Below are 18,378 nucleotides of genomic sequence, written 5' to 3'. Positions count from 1 at the left end.
GGAGGTGTAGCGGGATTAAGCTGATTTGATAATTTTATCGGCAATAACCAGAGGATGAATACGATCATTGAGTACTTTGATTGCTTGAAACTGTTCAAGTGTTAAATGGTCATCAAGCTTAAAACTGTCAGTTAAATTAATGCAGAGTGACGACTCGGCACAATATTCAACAATAAAAAACTCACCGACTTGATTTTTTGAATGCAAACTAATGATGGCTTCTGTACAAGGCTCACCACCTACATATGTTTGAAAGAACCAACTTTTAGCCTGTACTGGTAATAAATAAAATTTTGCAGCGGTTGCATTCAGTGCAATTTGGCAACATTGCGCTTCACTCCACACAGCAAATTTGCATAGGTAGGCAAACACGTTTTGGTAATAGCCAGCTTCATTTAGGCTAAAGTTTGGGCTGTAAGTAATATCTTGAGTTAGCTGTCGCTGTCTGAATGGGGTACATAAACTAAGATCTTCACCAAGGTCTACGAGCAAGCGATTTCGTTGGCTACATAACTGCCATTGCCATTCTTTAGATGCCTGCACAATACTACTCCCATCAACTATTTATAATTATTTAATAGTAGATGGGAGTATAACTAAAAAACCTAAACTGTAAAATTTTTTATAATAACAATTTATTTAGGATCATTTTGTTATATAACGGATCCTTATAACCCGTCAACGATCCTTTTTACCAGCCCTGGGCCTTCGTATATAAAGCCCGTATATACTTGAACCAAGTCTGCACCAGCAGAAAGTTTCTCTTTTGCAGATTCTGCTGAATCAATGCCACCAACGCCAATTATTGGTAATTTACCATCAGTAATACGTCTCAACTCATCAACAACAAACGTCGACTTTTCTCGAACTGGACGACCTGATAACCCACCAGCTTCTTCGGCATACTGCATACCTTGAACAGCTGTGCGTTCCAGTGTCGTATTGGTCGCAATCACACCATCGATGCGATTTTTTGTAAGTGATTCAGCGATTTGAGCAACTTGGACCGCGTCAATATCAGGCGCTATTTTAACAAGCATAGGCACTGATTTATTATGCTTTGCAATAAGATCCATTTGCTCGCATTTTAAACTTTCTAACAAATCATCCAAAGCATCACCATACTGAAGATCACGTAACCCAGGTGTATTCGGTGAAGAAATATTCACTGTAATATAAGACGCATATTCAAACACTTTACGCATACTATGAATATAATCGTCTTTGCCTTGTTCATTCGGAGTATCTTTATTTTTACCAATATTGATCCCCAAGATCCCAGAATAGCGAGATGCTTTAACATTACTTACTAAGTTATCTACACCTTTATTGTTGAACCCCATACGGTTGATAACCGCATGTGCATCAGGAAGACGAAAAATACGTGGTTTGTCATTTCCTGCTTGCGGTCTAGGTGTCACAGTACCGACTTCAATAAAACCAAAACCCATTTGTGCAAATGCATCTATACATTCCGCATTTTTGTCTAATCCTGCTGCAAGTCCAACAGGGTTTTTAAAATCAAGTCCTAAGAAGTTCACAGGCTTGTCTGCCACTGTTTGAGACCACGCTGCACTCAGTGGTGTATTTGCAAAACGACGTAAATTATTTAATGCAAAGTCGTGGGCCCATTCTGCATCGCGGCTAAACATATAACGTCGTGCAATATCGTAAAACATGAAAACTCCTAAAAGATCCTAAGTAACACACATCTACTGAATAAACAGCAGATAAAAAAATACCCCAGCAAGGCCGGGGTATTTTAACGAATTATAATTTATTTGGAAGTATCACAGTTATGACTTAATAACATCAATTCTCGTAATGCAACCGAGAACTTCGCAAAATCATGACTTTGCGAAGTCTTAAACTCTAATAACATCTGTTGCCAGCGGTGTAACAACGATGATTGACTATCCATCCACTGCTCCACTAAAGCATTTACATCATGATCATCACCTTCGAAGCTATTTAATACAACTTCTGATAACGAACGCTGCTGCCAATCGAGTTCTTCACGATACGAAGCACGAGCAAGTGCTTGCCAATGGTTCGCAACTGGCTGAGCCGTAATTTGGTCTAAGAACCAATGAAGACCCATGCTTGAACCAAGCTTGAAGTAGGTATTTGATACCACCTCAATCTTACGTTTAGAGTTATCCGCTACTTCAGCTAAATCCATAACCGAGAATAGACTAGATAATGACACAATACGTAATGCAATATCTGCCGGTACGCCTTGCGCTTCGAGCTCAGCAGCCTTAGCTGAAATAGTATCTTTCTCTTCTTCAATCATGTAGCTGTTTAAGTTGACACTCACATCTTTAAACGTCGGAGTGAAGAACTCTATTGTTTGCTCAATGGTCATTGCTTTATTACGATGACGTAAGAACCAACGTGTTGCTCTGCGAACCGTTCTACGTAATTGATACAGCATCTCAGTTTGAACCGCAGCTGGGATCTTATTATCCAGCGCCGCAATTGACGACCAAGTTGTACTCATTTCAAAGATAGCACTAGCAATTGAGTAACATAACGCGATTTCGCTATCTGTTGCGCCAGTTTCTTCATTCATACGTACCATAAAGTTCAGGCCCATATCATTGACGATATTATTGGCCAACTTTGTTGCAATAATTTCTTTGCGTAGTGGATGGTTATCCATTGCAGCATTAAATTTATCACGAAGTGGTGCCGGGAACGAAGTTACTAGCAACTGACGGTAATATGGATTTTCCGATACTTCATCAACGACTAATGACTCTTTAAGTACCATTTTTGAATAAGAAACCAACACAGACAATTCTGGACGCGTCAGGTCTTTACCAGCTGCTGCACGCTCAGCTAACTCTTCATCCGTCGGTAAGAATTCAATGTTACGGTCAAGCTTACCATCTTTTTCTAACGCATGAATAAAGCGTACTTTTTCTTTCAGCGTTGCCGGGCCTTTAGACTTAGTAATAGACAACGTATGAGTTTGGCGATAACAATCTGCAAGCACCAACTCAGACACTTCATCGGTCATTGAATAAAGTAATTCATCACGTTGTTTCTGGGTTAAATCACCTTCAGCAACCAAGCCATTCAGTAAAATTTTAATGTTTACTTCGTTATCTGAACACGCAACACCACCTACGTTATCAATAAAGTCCGTATTAATACGGCCGCCTTTTGCTGCAAACTCAATACGCCCAAGTTGCGTCGCACCTAAGTTACCACCCTCACCAAATACTTTAGTACCAAGTTCAGAGCCATTAATGCGAAGTGCGTCATTGGCACGGTCACCTACGTCAGCGCTTGTTTCGCTGGTGTGCTTAATGTAAGTACCAATACCACCATTCCAAAGTAGATCTGATGGCATCATTAGCAATGCTTTGATCAGTTCATTTGGTGTCATACTGGCTTTTTTCGTGCCCACCATTTTCTTCATTTCTGGTGTTAACGTAATTGACTTTGCCGCACGAGAGAAAATACCACCACCAGCAGAAATTAACGATTTATCATAATCTTCCCAAGAAGATCGTGGTAGTGCAAACAATCGCTCACGTTCTATATATGAAGATGCGGCATCCGGTGTTGGGTCAATAAAGATATGCATATGGTTAAATGCGGCTTGTAAACGAATGTGCTTTGAAGCAAGCATACCATTACCGAATACATCACCCGCCATATCACCAATTGCTACCGCTGTGAAATCGGTTGTTTGACAATCTATCCCCATTTCACGGAAGTGGCGTTTTACTGACTCCCATGCACCTTTGGCTGTGATCCCCATTTTCTTGTGGTCATAACCAATTGAGCCACCAGAGGCAAAGGCATCTCCTAGCCAGAAGTTATAATCATCGGCAATTCCATTAGCAATATCAGAGAATGTCGCTGTGCCTTTATCAGCTGCAACCACCAAATATGGGTCATCTTCATCATGACGTACAACATCAGCCGGTGGCACAATATCACCATGAATAATGTTATCGGTAATATCTAATAAACCACGGATAAAGATTTTGTAACAAGCTTGCCCTTCTTTGAAGAATGCTTCACGTTCACTTGGTAGTTGCTTACAAACAAAACCACCTTTCGAACCAACTGGAACAATCACTGTATTTTTAACTTGTTGCGCTTTTACCAAACCAAGTACTTCGGTACGGAAGTCTTCACGGCGGTCAGACCAACGTAAGCCACCACGCGCAACTTTTCCACCGCGTAAGTGAACACCTTCAATACGTGGTGAGTATACAAAAATCTCAAACGCAGGAAGTGGCAAAGGCATATCAGGAATACCACTTGACTTGATCTTGAATGATACATACGACTTATTTACACCATTCGCTTCTTTTTGGAAGAAGTTAGTACGTAACGTGGCATTGATCATGTCGACGTACAAACGAATGATTCTGTCATCATCTAAGTTAGCAACGTTTTCCAGTTCTTCATAAATACCCGCAATCAGTTTATCGAGGGTTTTTTCTGCTGCTGGTTTTACAGGTGTGAACTTTTTAGTAAAGAGTTCTACAATTTTTGCCGCAATATTTGGGTAATTATCAAATGTGCTTTCAATATATGTTTGTGAGAATGTAACACCAATCTGACGCATATACTTTGCGTAGGCTCTTAAAATTGACGCTTCACGACCTGTTAAACCACCTAATAAAACTAAACGGTTAAAGCCATCATTTTCAAGGGTATTGTTCCACACATTTGTAAGCGCAGCTCTAAAGCGCGCTGATACTTTATCAAACTCAGCAATACCTTTGCTGTCTAACAACATTGAAAAATCCATGATCCAATTGACGCGACCATCGTTCGTCTTCACTGCATATGGTGTTTCACCAATAACACGTAAGCCAAAGTTTTCCAGCATTGGCATTACATCAGAAAGATGAATAGGCTCGTCTTTATGGAACAAACTTAAACGGACTATTTGTGAGTTAGCTTCTTCTTGCGGACGATAGAACAGCATTTCTAGCTTATGTTCTTCGTCTAACTGCTCTAGTTTTTCGATATCTACAACAGCTGCACTTGGTAAAACCTGATCTTTATAGGCATGTGGAAAAGCACTTGCATATTTACGATTCAGTTCATTACCCCGAGACTCACCGGCACTTTCTAATAGTGCACCTTGTAGTTTGTCTTCCCAGGTACGAGCGGCTTCAACTAAGTTATTTTCGATGTCTTTCACGTTATATTCAATGTTGTTGTCAGCTACGCGCACGGTGTAATGCGTTCGTGCAAGCGTAGATTCGGAGAAATAAGTTGTGAACTCAACTTTTTCAGAAGACTGAAACGCATTTGCTAACAATTGCTGAGTTTCACGACGAAGCGCAGTGTTATACCGCTCACGAGGAACGTATACCATGCAAGACAAGAAGCGACCGTAAATGTCCTTACGAACAAACAAACGACACATGTCACGCTCTTGAATTTGTAACACACCCATCGCGACTTCTAGCAATTCTGCTTCGCGAGCCTGCACAAGCTCATCACGAGGGTACGTTTCCAAAATATTTAAAACTGCTTTATACGCATGCGTGCCTTGGGCAAAGTCACACATTTGCATAATGCGATTTATCTTAGATTTTAAAACAGGAACATCTGCGGCACTATTATTATAGAAACTTGACGAGAACAAGCCAATGAAACGATCTTCACCAACCACATTGCCTTTGTCGTCAAATCGCTTGATGCCGACATAATCAACATAGGCTGGGCGGTGAACACGTGATAATGAATTCGTTTTTGTTAGAATCAATAAATTTTTACTACGCGCTTCTTTACGCGCAACTTCTGGCAATTCAGATAGAAGACGACTGCCTTCTGAAGAAGAGTTCTTCATCAATCCCAGACTTGTTCCTGCAACTGGTTTTAATTCATGGTCCCCTTGCACTGGGCATAAATCATATTGGCGATAACCCATAAAAGTAAAATTATCACTAACTAACCAATCTAGAAACTCAACCGTTTCATTAATTTCAGCCTTGCTGCAATCAGAATCTCGAGTTGGCAGCTCTTTGCTAACTGAAACTAGTCTATCTCTAATTGCCAACCAATCTGCAACAGCAACAGATACATCTTTCAATACAGATTCTAACTCTGTCTTAAAAGATTCAATAATTGCTTCATCAGTTTGATGATCTATTTCTATAAAGAAAACGGTTTTAGTTGACGTAAGTTCTTGTTCTGTTTTTAAATTCGTAAGGTCGCTGATTTGACCATTTTCACTGCGTTTAATTTTTAATGGGCAATGCAGTAAAAGGTGAGATGCAATGTTTTCGCGACTCAATGCCATTCGCACTGAGTCAACTAAAAATGGCATATCTTTGGCGATGATCTCGACTATCGTGTGAGACGACTGCCATCCATCTTTTGCGACTTCTGGATTAAAAACACGAATGACAGCATCATCCGAAGTATTTTGTTCTAGAGAGTTCCAAAGACTAAGCGCCGCACCGTATAGGTCACTGTCGTTACGATTGGCCAAATCCTCTTTAGACATATTGCTGTACAAGGCTTTGGCGAATGTTTCAACGAGTGACACGTTTTCGGCATGAACTTTCTTATGAATCAACTTGCAGACGTTATCGAGAATAACTGATGCTGAACCTTCATTTTGTGTCATTATGTGTTCCTTAATCTATACCACCTTTGAACGGTAGATTATTTGTACAGCCATTTATTAGCGTGGAGTCAAATGAATTTTAACCTTTCTGGCGCTAATAAACAGCTTTTTCGATGAAAACATTTTAAGCTTTTCAGCTATTTGCTCATCTATTCACAAAATATAGATATAAATGGCCAATCATGGCCATTCTAAAGCACATTTATTCACAGTTTTTTTTCTGGTCGGTCCACAGTAGCGTGCCTATAGCAGGTAACAACAGTACTGCACCCAGCATATTCACTAAAAACATAAACGTTAAGAGTATGCCCATATCAACTTGAAACTTCAGCGCAGAGAATATCCAGGTACTTACACCAATTGCCAAGGTTATTCCGGTAAACAGTACAGCACTTCCGCGCTCTGCTAATGCATTACGATACGCCGCCGATAAAGGGACTCCTTGCTTCAGTTGCCCCATCATCGAAGACAAAATATAAATGCCGTAATCCACACCAATACCGACACCTAACGCAATAACGGGTAATGTGGAAACGGTTAATCCAATCTCCAATTTCACCATTAATGCTTGAGCTAATGTCGACACAATATACAGAGGTAATACAACTGCAATCGTTGCTTTAACACTTCTGAAGCTGATTAAGCACAAGATAATTACCGCACCATAAACGTAAATCATCATTGGTAATTGTGCTGACGATACCGATTCATTGGTCGCTGCCATAACGCCAATTGGCCCTGATGCCAATTTAAATGCAACTTTATCTGTACCCTCATCATCTGCAAATTGTTTTATATTTGAAATGACATGATCTATTGTTTCTGCTTTATGATCCTTCATAAATATAATGACAGGCATAACAGAGCAATCACCATTGAGTAAGCCTGTACTGGTTTCAACTCGTGATGTGGCTTGTACCAAAGATGCACTATTTCTTGGTAGTGTTTGCCATTTTAAATTGCCTTCGTTATAGCCAGCATTAACTGCTTGGGCAACCGACGATAGCGACACCACCGACTGTACACCTGTTAAATTTTCTACTCGCCATTGAAAACGACTGATCCGCTCCATTGTGTCGTGTTCTGTACATGCAGCGGGGTATGCTTCAACGATAACCTTCAAAATATCAGATGAAATCGCATAACGATCTGAAATCAAGAATGTATCTAGGTTATACCTTGCATCTTGGTGTAACGCTGGTGCGCCAGCATGCAAGTCGCCTATTCGCATACTTTGTGATTGCCAATAACCAAACGCAAATAAAATAGCGGACACCAACAATATAATCCGTGCCCACTTCTTATCTGTTGCTTTTACCAACCCTTCTCTGACTTTTGTGAATACTGTATTTGAGGAACTATTTCCATCATCTAAGCGTCTAATTTTACTTGAGCTAAAATACGATGCCAAAATAGGCAACAAGACCAAGTTCGTAAATATAATAACGGCAACACCTAAACTGGCCGTAATTGCTAGTTCACGAATAATACCGATATCGATCGCCAATAATGTCAGAAAACCCACGGTATCAGATAATAATGCAATACCACCAGGGATTAATAGCGCTTTAAAACTGGCTTGAGCCGCGACTTTACTTGAGACTCCCTCAGCGACTTTCTTCCCAATCGCATTGATCATTTGCACCCCATGGCTTACACCAATCGCAAAAACCAAAAACGGTACCAAAATTGACATCGGATCGAGACCAAAACCCAAGCTTGATAGTAGTCCTAGTTGCCATACAACAGCAATAAAGGAACAAGCTATTGGCAATAGTGTCAACTTAAAACTTTTGCAAAATAGCCAAACCATGATGAAAGTAAATCCGATTGCCAATGCAAAAAAGAACACCACGCCTTTTGCACCATCTGCTATATCACCAGCCATCTTTGCAAAACCAATAATATGGATAGTAACAGTATCGGTACTTAATGGTGTTCTGATTTCTTTCTCTAATTTGTCTGCAAAAGCAAGCGTATCTAACTTTTCTTGGGTTTGCGGATCTATTTCCATTAACTGTGCAGAGACCATTGCACAACTATAATCACTGGCGATCATGCGCCCCACAACATTCGCTTTTTCTATATTCTGTTTGACAGTAGCCAAACCTTGCGTTGTTGGCGCAAAATTGGCGGGAATAATTGGTCCGCCAGCAAATCCATCTTCAACAACTTCAACAAATCGTGCACTTGGAGAAAAAATTGAATTCACTAACGGCCGATTCACACCAGGAATAAAGTAAAGCTGATCATGCACCGCTTTTAATTGAGCAAAAAAATCAGCATTAAAAATATCACCGCTTTCATCACAGACTGATAGTAGTATGCTATTTGCTCCTCCAAATTGCTTTTCATGCTTTAAATACAGTTGCATGTACTCATGTTGCAGAGGAATATTCTTATTAAAAGAGGCATCTAACTGTATCTGTGTTGCTTTATAACCAAGTGCAACCGTCAATAGGCTAAATAGTACAACGACCATCATCCTATGACGAAATACCATATATTCAAGTTTACTCAATATAGCTTGCATTACTTATTAACCTCCCAAGCTATCAAACCTTTCTCTGTCGCCATAATCAACTTACCCTTAAATGAAACGGCCGCTAATACCGAATATCCAGTCTCAAGTTGTGATTGCGTCAATGTATTATTATATTTAAAAATGAAACCACTATTAGCCAACATATATGCTTGCTCTTGATGGGTTACAATCGAGTTAATTGTTGCTGTCGTTGAGATATTTAACCTTCTAAACTTCAGTTGGTTCATGTCTGCTATAAATGCGTTCCCTCTCAGCCCAGCTACAATTAGCTGATCAGAGCCATACGCCGCCACAGTAAAAAACGATCCTGGGTAAAATTCATCAAGTCTCGTCCATGACTCCCCCGAATTTTCGCTTAACGCAACAAGCCCCATTTCTCCAACTAAAATATGTCTGTTTCCTTTTATCAACAGTCGATTAAAATGTGGGAGAATGAATTGAGTTTCCTCTTCATAGGCGACAATGTCTTCTTCTTTTAATTCAGCCAAATATGCTTTGTCGTCTGGGTGCACAAAATCGTCGATAAATTTATTCTGCCAAGTTTTTCCACCATCAACTGTTACGTAGTACATACCATATGCGCCAATTGCATATCCATGTTCGGTATCAGTAAATTCAATGTCTAAACAAGGCTTTCCTACTTCAGGCAAATACTGCTGTAACTGCCAGTTTTTACCATCATCTTTACTAAACAGAATAGTACCGTCATGACCACATGCCCATGAAGCACTTGGGCTCAAAGAAGTAATAGCCGTCAATAGTACCTGTGCCGGAACTTGTGCTTGTGACCAAGTAACACCATCCGTACTGGTTACAATCGTGCCGTGTTTCCCCACCGCGATTAAAGAGCTGCCATTATATGTAATGTCTGTGAACAGTGTTCTTTCTGGTGTTGCCACTTGTAATGCAGCGTTTGGCATCGCGAAACTATTTGCAGAAATTACAAACAGCATAAATATACTAGCAATGGTTTTTTTAATCATGCTGACTACTCAAAATGCTATATGAATGGCGAGAGTTCGCCTAGATATGAATTGCCAATAGCCCGATGGCTATTGGCAAATGGGATAAGCGTAATATTAACGCTTGCCTTCTCGACGCAATGCGCTTTGTGTAAATTCATTGTCTTGGAAAGATTTACTAAAGTCGTACATGCTTTCTTCATTATCTAACCCGATAGCAAGATAACGACGTGAGTTCAAATCATGGTAAACATCAAGTGTACTCCAATGAGTGGGTACGTCGTAATAATTTAAACCATGCGCCATTGCTACCCTGTACATTTGGTCTCTATTGTCATACAGGTCAGCGATATGAATTTGCCAACTATCTTCATCAATATAGAAAACACGCTTTTTATAAATATGGCGAGTACCTTCTTTTAAATTAGCTTCTACAACCCATACACGGTGTTTTTCATATCTAACATGCTCAGGGTTAACATGCCCGGCCATCAAAATATCATCATACTTAAGTTTATCGCTATGCAATTTGTAACTATTGTATGGGATATATAACTCTTGTTTACCTTTGAGCGTCCAATTGTAACGATTTGGTGAACCATTGAACATATCAAAGTCATCCGTCGTTCTTAAACTATCAGATGCTGTACCTGGTGCATCATAAGCCACATTTGGTGCTCTACGAACGCGTCGCTGGCCAGTATTATATGTCCATGCTTGGCGTGGCGTTAAAATCTGATCCATGGTTTCATGTACCAGTAGAGCGGTACCTGCTAAACGTGCAGGTTCTGTGACTTTTTGTTTAAACTTAAACAACACATTTGACTCTTTAAGCTCTTCTGGTGTCACATCTGGATCCGAATACTTCACCAATAGCTTTTCATCAAAACCAATTATATTGTAAGACCCAGACTCAGTTGGCATCGCCTGACCGCCAAAACGTGCTATCGATAGCCCTCGATAACGAAGTAAGTGGTTCCAAATTGCTTCTAAACCATCTTTTGGCACTGGGAAAGGAATACCAATTGCTGTATTTTTAATACCATTCCCACCTTCAATCAGCTCCGCTGTAGATGCATATTTTTTTGTCGCGTCATAAACAAACTGAGGGTATGCCGCCGTTCGGCGTGTCTGATAGATATTCATCTTAAACGTTTCTGGATACGTTTCAAACAATGAGATTTGGCCTGGGCTTAATAACGATTTGTACTTATCAAGATTACTTTTATCTATTGTTAAAATGATTTTATCATCAGCAAATGGGTCTGGGTGATGCATTCCCGATTTAAAACTCGCTGGTGGTTTAGTTATTCCACCAGTCCACGCAGGAATAGAGCCATCTGCATTACCCGCAGTCTCTGCGCCAATTGGTGTCAAATCTGCACCTAAACGTGCAACGTCTTCTGCCGACATTTTTGCTATTGCACTCGGTGCAGATAGCATCGCTATTATTGTCGCGGCAACAAATGTAGGTTTTCTAAACATACTGAAAGCCCTTAAATTGAATACTTAATATTAAAAGATACAAAATCACGGTCTGCAAATGTATTGGTAGCACCGCCACCCCAGAACGTGTTGTAACCAAAATCAAATGACCAAGCATTTTGATAGCTAAAGTTCATAGTTACACCCAATGACTTACGATCTTCCACAAACAAAAACATTGGATCAGGAGTGATACCATTCACATCATGAGAGAAAACAAATCGTGGCGAGAAATTAACGCCGGCGAATAAGTTGTTATATTCACCTTTCGCAATAAGTCGATAACCCCATGCAGATGCTGTTGGAAATGGGTTGACCTCAGGACCGTTAGACACGGCTTGGTGTATTAAATCATAACTGCGACCCGATAAACCTTCCACAGTACCGCTTCGGCCTGTACCTGCAACGTTAAGTCGCAGCTCATCATAGCTAGGCATGTCTTTAATTGTAACCCCACCGACTTCGCCCACAACCGCCCAACTATCAGCTCCTAAGCTCGGACCGAATAAATGTGTCGCAGTAAACTGCAATTGCATCGTGTCTTTTAATACAAAGCCTTGTGCAATTTCACCTGGATTCACATAGCTAACAGCATCACCTTGACTCAATTGAGAAAAACCAGCGAAATCATCTCGTCGACCCGCGTAAGCAAGCTGCTCGACCATGCCTGCGTATAACAATTCAACATCATCTATTTGCAGCGGTTCATCTTGACGATAGGTAAACTCACCTGCAAACGCTGTTTCACCTATGGCGGTATTAAAACTTAACCCATATAGTTTAATATCTTCTGGGTACGCTATTTGCCCCTGAGTAAATGCATTCAAGTTAGTAATATTATCTTCAGTGATTGTATTTTGCGAAATATACTGAAGATCAGCACCAACCGCAGCATTGGTAAAGTTCGAAGCTTTACCTGATATCAATGGACGCCGGCTATGATAATTGATGTAGTAAAGCGCAAATTCAGTGTCATTCAGCTCGGGGGAATAAATACCTAAACGCAAACCGAATTGACCGGAGTCTTTAGGTTCTACTTTGCCAGCATCCCCTTTTCCCTTTAAAGCAACCTTTGTCGGGTATTGCAAATACATACTCGCCAGTAAAGTTTGGGCTGAGGCACTAGTTAAAACACTCGTGTCAGTTGTATCTAAACCCTGAGCCGCTAATGCGCCAAGCCAGTTTGCTTGCAAGCCGTTAAGAGAATCGGTTAGATGCATTAAATCTATGTCAGGATTTGATGTGAAACCAAGCTGGACATTTTGACTATAACCATTCTCAGAAGCAAAATCATTGGTTGAAAAATAGCTACCCGAGGCAGGTAAGCGCGTTTCATGCCATTGATACTGATAAAAACCTTCTAAAGTGATATTTTCAGTGATCCCTAATGATGCCCAAAGCATGCCAACAGGAATGAATGCTTCTTTAAGCTCCGAACCTGGTGCTTTCAGCCGATCAATATCAACCGGGTTAACATTTATTCCGTGAGAAATAAGAGTACTTTCCCCCCAGTTCACAACTTGCTGGCCCAGACGAACAGACAATGGGTTATTGCCACCATTTAAGTCAAAGTCAGCCCACACAAATGCATCAAGAAGGCGTACATCAGAACAAACTTGCTTTTTCGTCTCATCATCAGCACACGGATCGACTTTATTACCTGACACGGGATTTCGATAAGCAAAGTCGCCATCTTCCATTGCAAAATCATAGAAATACATAAAGCGAGAAAAGAAACCAAAGTTATCTTTACTTATGCCAAAGTCATGGGTCCCTTTCACCAACTGAGAAAATGTGTCTCCAGAATCAAAGTTTAAATTCCCAGCATCGCCATTATTTGAGTACGCACCAGCATTAGCCCATACATCTGCAGACGTGTAAACAGTATTGCCAGTCAAGGCATTGTAGCCATCCCAATTAAAACGAGGGTGGTTACTTTTACCTATGTACTGAAAATCACGATCTTCTACTCGTATACTTTGACCATAGGAAAATGTTGAGTCGAATGTGATTTCAAAATCACCAACTTGGAAGTTTGCAGCAAGTAAAGGTGCACTACTTAGCGTTAACGCCGCAGCACTAAGACCGAGCATTATTTTGTTTTTAACAAAGAGCGATCTTTTTATCATTATTTCTCCCCCTTAAAGCGGGTTTTTATAATCGAGTTATTGTTTTTTGTTGTCGTAACGATAGAAGCGATCAATTCAAATTACAAATAGAACGCGTCCAATCGGTGCTTTTTTAACGTTTTAGGCTCTATATTACTCATGGTAAGACGTCCTACCAGATAATATATAACACGTAATTTAAGTTTATAACAAACTCATTTAACAAAAATACAATAATAGTTATAAGAAAAAGTCTCATTAAGCGATTTTCTCGAGTGAAATAAACGCACTCTGTGCATCTAAACATAACCGAAAACGGCCCCTAATCCCTATCGATGAGACAAACTTTCTTACATGAATGGCAGGAAAGCGGATCCGCTTTCCTTGGTCTTCTACGACTTGAACAAACTTTATACTTCCATCATAAAAGTCTAAACATTGCTCATAGTCCAAATACATCGTGAAAAAGTATTCTTGCATACAAATTAGCTCAGCGCTTTTTCGACTTTTTCATATAAATCATCACTTAAATTCGTTAAGTCAGCTAATCTTTGTAATTGTGCTTTCATCAGTTCTTGGCGTGTTTTATCAAACTTTTTCCATGACATAAACGGAGTCACCATCCTAGATGCATTTTGCGGATTTAGGCCATTAAGCTCAATCAGCAGATCACCTAGCAGCTTATAACCTGCTCCATCCTCTCGATGGAACTGAGCTGGATTACTTCTAGCAAAGCTCCCTACTAATGCCCTCACCCTATTTGGATTTGATTTATCGAAGCACGGATGGTTATAAAGTCCATAAAGATTATCAATCGTAGAATTTGAATCAATTGTTGCCTGTAAAGAAAACCACTTATCCATGACGAGTAAGTCATGGCGCCAAGCTGCATCAAAATTTTCCATCAACGCACCCGTGCAGGAAAGATCTGCAGCAGTAGCTGCTTTCAGCGCCCCTAACTTTAAAGTCATATTTTCGCTCAGGCTTTGAGTTTCCACCCAACCTTCAATATCCTCATCAGCTACATACGCTAAATAATATAAACAGGTATTTTTCAGTGCCCGAGCAGATACACCATCATGAGATAATTCTCCCTGCTCTTTAGCGCTTACATAAGCTGTCTTGAGCGCGTCAGTAAGACTAACAGCAATATCATGCTTAAAGTCCTTAATCACTTTTACAAGCGCATTGACAGGCACTTGCGTAAATCCTGCTGATAATGCATCAAAGTTAGGTAATGACATCAGTTCCGCAATAAGCGCAATATCACCATTACGTTCTGTCAATAATTGCTTCAACACAGCCATTAACTTAGGATTTAATGTATGTGTGATATGTCCATCAAACTTGTTTACTTCTGCAAAGACTTCTTGTGAAAAGGCCTGCTGCATCGCCTCCCAACGCGCATAATCACTACTGGCATACTGAATAATATGGATCAACTGCTCCAACTTATAATTGTATTGGATAATACATGGGGCTGAAAAGTCTTCAAGTAATACAGGTACAGGCTCCTGCTCAAAACCTTCAAAAACAAATTGGTGGTGTTCATTCGTGACATTTAATATTTTCGAAACTTCCCGGGAGTCGCATATTAATGGAAGTATTTCTCCATCAGGTCCTAACAACTCAAGTGCAAACGGGATATGTAACGGCTCGACCACTGGGTCATTGGTTGCTCTATGTTGAGTCAATTCAATTATGAACGTTTGCTTTGTCGGATCAAAGGATGTGACCACCTCAATTGTTGGTGTGCCAACTTGCTCATACCATCTTTTAAATTGAGTTAACTCAACACCACTGGCATCTTGCATCGCATTCACAAAGTCATCACATGTCACAGCTTGACCATCATGTCGGTCAACATATAATTTCATGCCTTTTTGGAACCCCTGCTCTCCAAGCAAGCTATGCATCATCCTAATGACTTCTGCACCTTTATTATAAACGGTAACAGTATAAAAGTTATTCATCTCAATAACTTTTTGAGGTCGAATTGAATGTGCCATTGGCCCTGCATCTTCGGTAAACTGGTGCGCCCTCATCGCCATCACTGCATCTATTCTATTAAGCCCCCTAGAACCGAGATCACTACTAAATTCCTGATCTCTAAATACAGTCAAACCTTCTTTTAATGACAACTGAAACCAGTCTCTACAGGTCACTCTATTGCCAGTCCAGTTATGAAAATACTCATGACCAACTATCGACTCAATCGTGTGATAATCCCTATCGGTTGCCGTTTGTTGATTCGCTAATACACATGCACTATTAAAAACATTGAGGCCTTTATTTTCCATGGCGCCCATATTGAAAAAATCAACGGCAACAATCATGTATATATCTAAGTCGTACTCTAGATTAAAACGACTTTCATCCCATGCCATTGCCCGTTTTAACGACTCCACCGCATGTGGAGCTTTGTCGAGGTTACCCTTGTCAACAAATAAGGCTAGCTCAACCGCCCGGCCAGACTGAGTGATGAATTCATCCTTTAAAACATCAAAGTCACCAGCGACTAATGCGAATAAGTAACTCGGTTTTTTAAATGGATCTTGCCACTTTGCATAATGGCGCCCGTCTTCAGTTACCCCGTCTTCAATTTTATTGCCATTTGATAGCAAGTATGGGATAGACTTGTCAGCAACAATCTTCACATCGTAGGTAGTCAAGACATCTGGTCTATCCAAAAAATATGTGATTTTACGAAAGCCTTCAGCTTCACACTGAGTACAATAAGCACCAGCTGACTGATACAAACCTTCCAAAGAAGTATTGGTACTTGGAGATATCTCTGTGCTTATCTCCAAATCAAAAGAGCTTGGCAACTCTGTCAATAATAAATGGCTTTGTGACTGTTCATACTGCGTATGTGCTTTGCCATTTACCTTTAAAGTTAACAATTTTAAATCAATGCCATCCAGTCGTAAATCGGTAGTGTCGCTTATCGCATCATAGTGAGCGATAGAAATTACTTTGGTATTGGTTGGTTGTAAATCAAACGATAAATCCAAGTGCGAGACGGTGTGTGAGGGAGGTTGGTAATCTTTTAGGTACTTCGCTTGAGGTTTTTCTTGCATATTTATATCCTTGCATAAGTGCCCGAATTGAGTTCGGACACTTAGTCTACGTTTATTCTGAACTTTGTGGTTTAATTCTAAGTATTTTCACACCTAAGTAGGCATAAACCACAGCCAATAATGGATTGATTAAATTAAAGAACGCATATATAGCATAGTCAAATGGGTTAATAAGTAATACGCTTTGCATGTAAGCACCACATGTATTCCACGGAATCAATGGACTCGTTATCGTACCACCATCTTCTAGCGTTCGAGATAAATTAACACTACGCAAACCTCGTTTTTTATATTCATCTTTGAACATTCTGCCAGGCACAACGATTGCGATATATTGATCGGCTGCAACAATATTTGTTCCTACGCAGGTCGCAATAGTCGACGCGATCAACGAGCCAGTACTTTTAGCGATTTTTAAAATACTGCGAACAAATATTTCAAGTAGACCTGTTTTTTCCATAATCGCACCAAACATCAATGCAGTCATGATAAGCCAAGTTGTTGTCAGCATACTCGCCATGCCTCCGCCACTTAACAAATCATCCATTTTAGTGTCACCAGTCGTAATACTAAAACCTTGATAGAAAGTTGCCCAAACTAATTTAATATAGCCAACTAATTCACCTTGTGAACCATCTAGCTGGCTTTGAATTAGATCCCCTTGGAACAAAATGGCCCAAACAGCCCCCACGACTGCACCAATAGAAATAGCGGGAAATGCTGGCATCTTTTTAAACGCCAAGACCAATAGTACCAGTAACGGTACAAGCATCATCAAATTAATATTAAAATTGCCTTTTAAAATACCAACAATTTCATCGATTCGACCAACGTCACTACTAGCATCGGCATTAAAGCCCATAAAAATAAATATAATTAGCGCTATGACAAAGCTCGGTACTGTTGTCCAAAGCATATGATGAATATGTTCAAATAGATCGGCTCCAGCCACGGCAGGTGCTAAGTTTGTTGTTTCTGATAATGGGCTCAGTTTGTCACCAAAGTAAGCACCTGAGATAACGGCTCCGGCTGTAACAACTTGATCTAGTCCAAGACCTGTCGCCACTCCTAACAAAGCCACACCGATTGTTGCCGCTGTGGTCCAAGAGCTTCCAATACTCATCGCAACTATGCCGCAAATTAAGCAGCTTGCTGCATAAAACCAACTTGGATTAATAACCTGTAAACCATAATAAATTAAAGTTGGTACGGTACCTGACAATAACCAAGTGCCGATCAAAGCACCAACCATCAGTAAAATTAGGATCGCCCCAAGAGAAATGGTGATCCCTTTTATCATTGCTTCTTCTAAGGTTTTCCATGTATACCCATTTTTCAATCCCACCAAAGCTGCCGTAAAAGTAGCAAAAAGCAATGCAATTTGATTCGGGCCAGAAGACGAGTTATCACCGTATAAATAAACCGCGCCACCTAAAAGACTGACAAGGACAACTATTGGGATCAACGCATCCAATAGTGAGGGTAGTTTTTGTTGTTTCAAATTGAGTACTCCTCTGCATAACGACGCTATGCTTATTCTTATTTTTACTAAGGCCTATTTCAGGCTTATTATTACTGTGTG

General features: G+C 40.2%; 10 protein-coding genes. All 10 read right to left on the bottom strand.

Going from position 1 to position 18,378, the window contains the following annotated elements; translation table 11 throughout:
* Window positions 1-15: 15 nt before the first annotated feature.
* Window positions 16-546: a cell division protein ZapC domain-containing protein gene (locus tag PAUR_RS07905; protein ID WP_192508534.1), complete on the bottom strand. Its 531-nt coding sequence runs from the start codon at window positions 544-546 to the stop codon at window positions 16-18.
* 122 nt (window positions 547-668) lie between these two features.
* Window positions 669-1,679 carry a quinone-dependent dihydroorotate dehydrogenase gene (pyrD, locus tag PAUR_RS07900; protein ID WP_192507230.1) on the bottom strand — a complete coding sequence of 337 codons (1,011 nt, stop codon included), beginning with the start codon at window positions 1,677-1,679 and terminating at the stop codon, window positions 669-671.
* A gap of 98 nt (window positions 1,680-1,777) precedes the next feature.
* Window positions 1,778-6,616 carry an NAD-glutamate dehydrogenase gene (locus PAUR_RS07895; RefSeq protein WP_192507229.1) on the bottom strand — a complete coding sequence of 1,613 codons (4,839 nt, stop codon included), beginning with the start codon at window positions 6,614-6,616 and terminating at the stop codon, window positions 1,778-1,780.
* Window positions 6,617-6,818: 202 nt separating this feature from the next.
* Window positions 6,819-9,149 carry an efflux RND transporter permease subunit gene (locus tag PAUR_RS07890; RefSeq protein ID WP_192507228.1) on the bottom strand — a complete coding sequence of 777 codons (2,331 nt, stop codon included), beginning with the start codon at window positions 9,147-9,149 and terminating at the stop codon, window positions 6,819-6,821.
* Complete coding sequence (locus tag PAUR_RS07885) at window positions 9,149-10,144, bottom strand: WD40/YVTN/BNR-like repeat-containing protein (RefSeq protein WP_192507227.1); 996 nt, start codon at window positions 10,142-10,144, stop codon at window positions 9,149-9,151. Before PAUR_RS07885 ends, PAUR_RS07890 begins: the two co-directional genes overlap by 1 nt.
* Before the next feature lie 96 nt (window positions 10,145-10,240).
* Window positions 10,241-11,608 (bottom strand): DUF1329 domain-containing protein, encoded by a 1,368-nt coding sequence (locus tag PAUR_RS07880; RefSeq protein WP_192507226.1) that lies wholly within the window; start codon window positions 11,606-11,608, stop codon window positions 10,241-10,243.
* 11 nt (window positions 11,609-11,619) lie between these two features.
* Window positions 11,620-13,737, bottom strand: a complete 2,118-nt coding sequence (locus PAUR_RS07875) for a DUF1302 domain-containing protein (protein ID WP_192507225.1) — start codon at window positions 13,735-13,737, stop codon at window positions 11,620-11,622.
* Between the two features lie 237 nt (window positions 13,738-13,974).
* Complete coding sequence (locus PAUR_RS07870) at window positions 13,975-14,196, bottom strand: DUF2835 family protein (protein ID WP_192507224.1); 222 nt, start codon at window positions 14,194-14,196, stop codon at window positions 13,975-13,977.
* Window positions 14,197-14,201: 5 nt separating this feature from the next.
* Entirely contained in the window at window positions 14,202-16,796 is a 2,595-nt protein-coding gene (pepN, locus tag PAUR_RS07865; RefSeq protein ID WP_192507223.1) for an aminopeptidase N, read from the bottom strand.
* Window positions 16,797-16,848: 52 nt separating this feature from the next.
* Complete coding sequence (nhaC, locus tag PAUR_RS07860; protein WP_192507222.1) at window positions 16,849-18,297, bottom strand: Na+/H+ antiporter NhaC; 1,449 nt, start codon at window positions 18,295-18,297, stop codon at window positions 16,849-16,851.
* Window positions 18,298-18,378 lie beyond the last annotated feature (81 nt).

Source organism: Pseudoalteromonas aurantia 208 (assembly GCF_014858725.1).
Taxonomy (GTDB): domain Bacteria; phylum Pseudomonadota; class Gammaproteobacteria; order Enterobacterales; family Alteromonadaceae; genus Pseudoalteromonas; species Pseudoalteromonas aurantia.
This window is presented reverse-complemented; position numbering and strand designations above follow the sequence as displayed.

Excerpts from the sequence above, each read along its gene's own strand:
- PAUR_RS07880 (WP_192507226.1), bottom strand. The coding sequence starts at position 11,608 with ATGTTTAGAAAACCTACATTTGTTGCCGCGACAATAATAGCGATGCTA.
- PAUR_RS07885 (WP_192507227.1), bottom strand. The coding sequence starts at position 10,144 with ATGATTAAAAAAACCATTGCTAGTATATTTATGCTGTTTGTAATTTCT.
- PAUR_RS07890 (WP_192507228.1), bottom strand. The coding sequence starts at position 9,149 with ATGCAAGCTATATTGAGTAAACTTGAATATATGGTATTTCGTCATAGG.
- pyrD (WP_192507230.1), bottom strand. The coding sequence starts at position 1,679 with ATGTTTTACGATATTGCACGACGTTATATGTTTAGCCGCGATGCAGAA.
- PAUR_RS07895 (WP_192507229.1), bottom strand. The coding sequence starts at position 6,616 with ATGACACAAAATGAAGGTTCAGCATCAGTTATTCTCGATAACGTCTGC.
- PAUR_RS07870 (WP_192507224.1), bottom strand. The coding sequence starts at position 14,196 with ATGCAAGAATACTTTTTCACGATGTATTTGGACTATGAGCAATGTTTA.
- PAUR_RS07875 (WP_192507225.1), bottom strand. The coding sequence starts at position 13,737 with ATGATAAAAAGATCGCTCTTTGTTAAAAACAAAATAATGCTCGGTCTT.
- pepN (WP_192507223.1), bottom strand. The coding sequence starts at position 16,796 with ATGCAAGAAAAACCTCAAGCGAAGTACCTAAAAGATTACCAACCTCCC.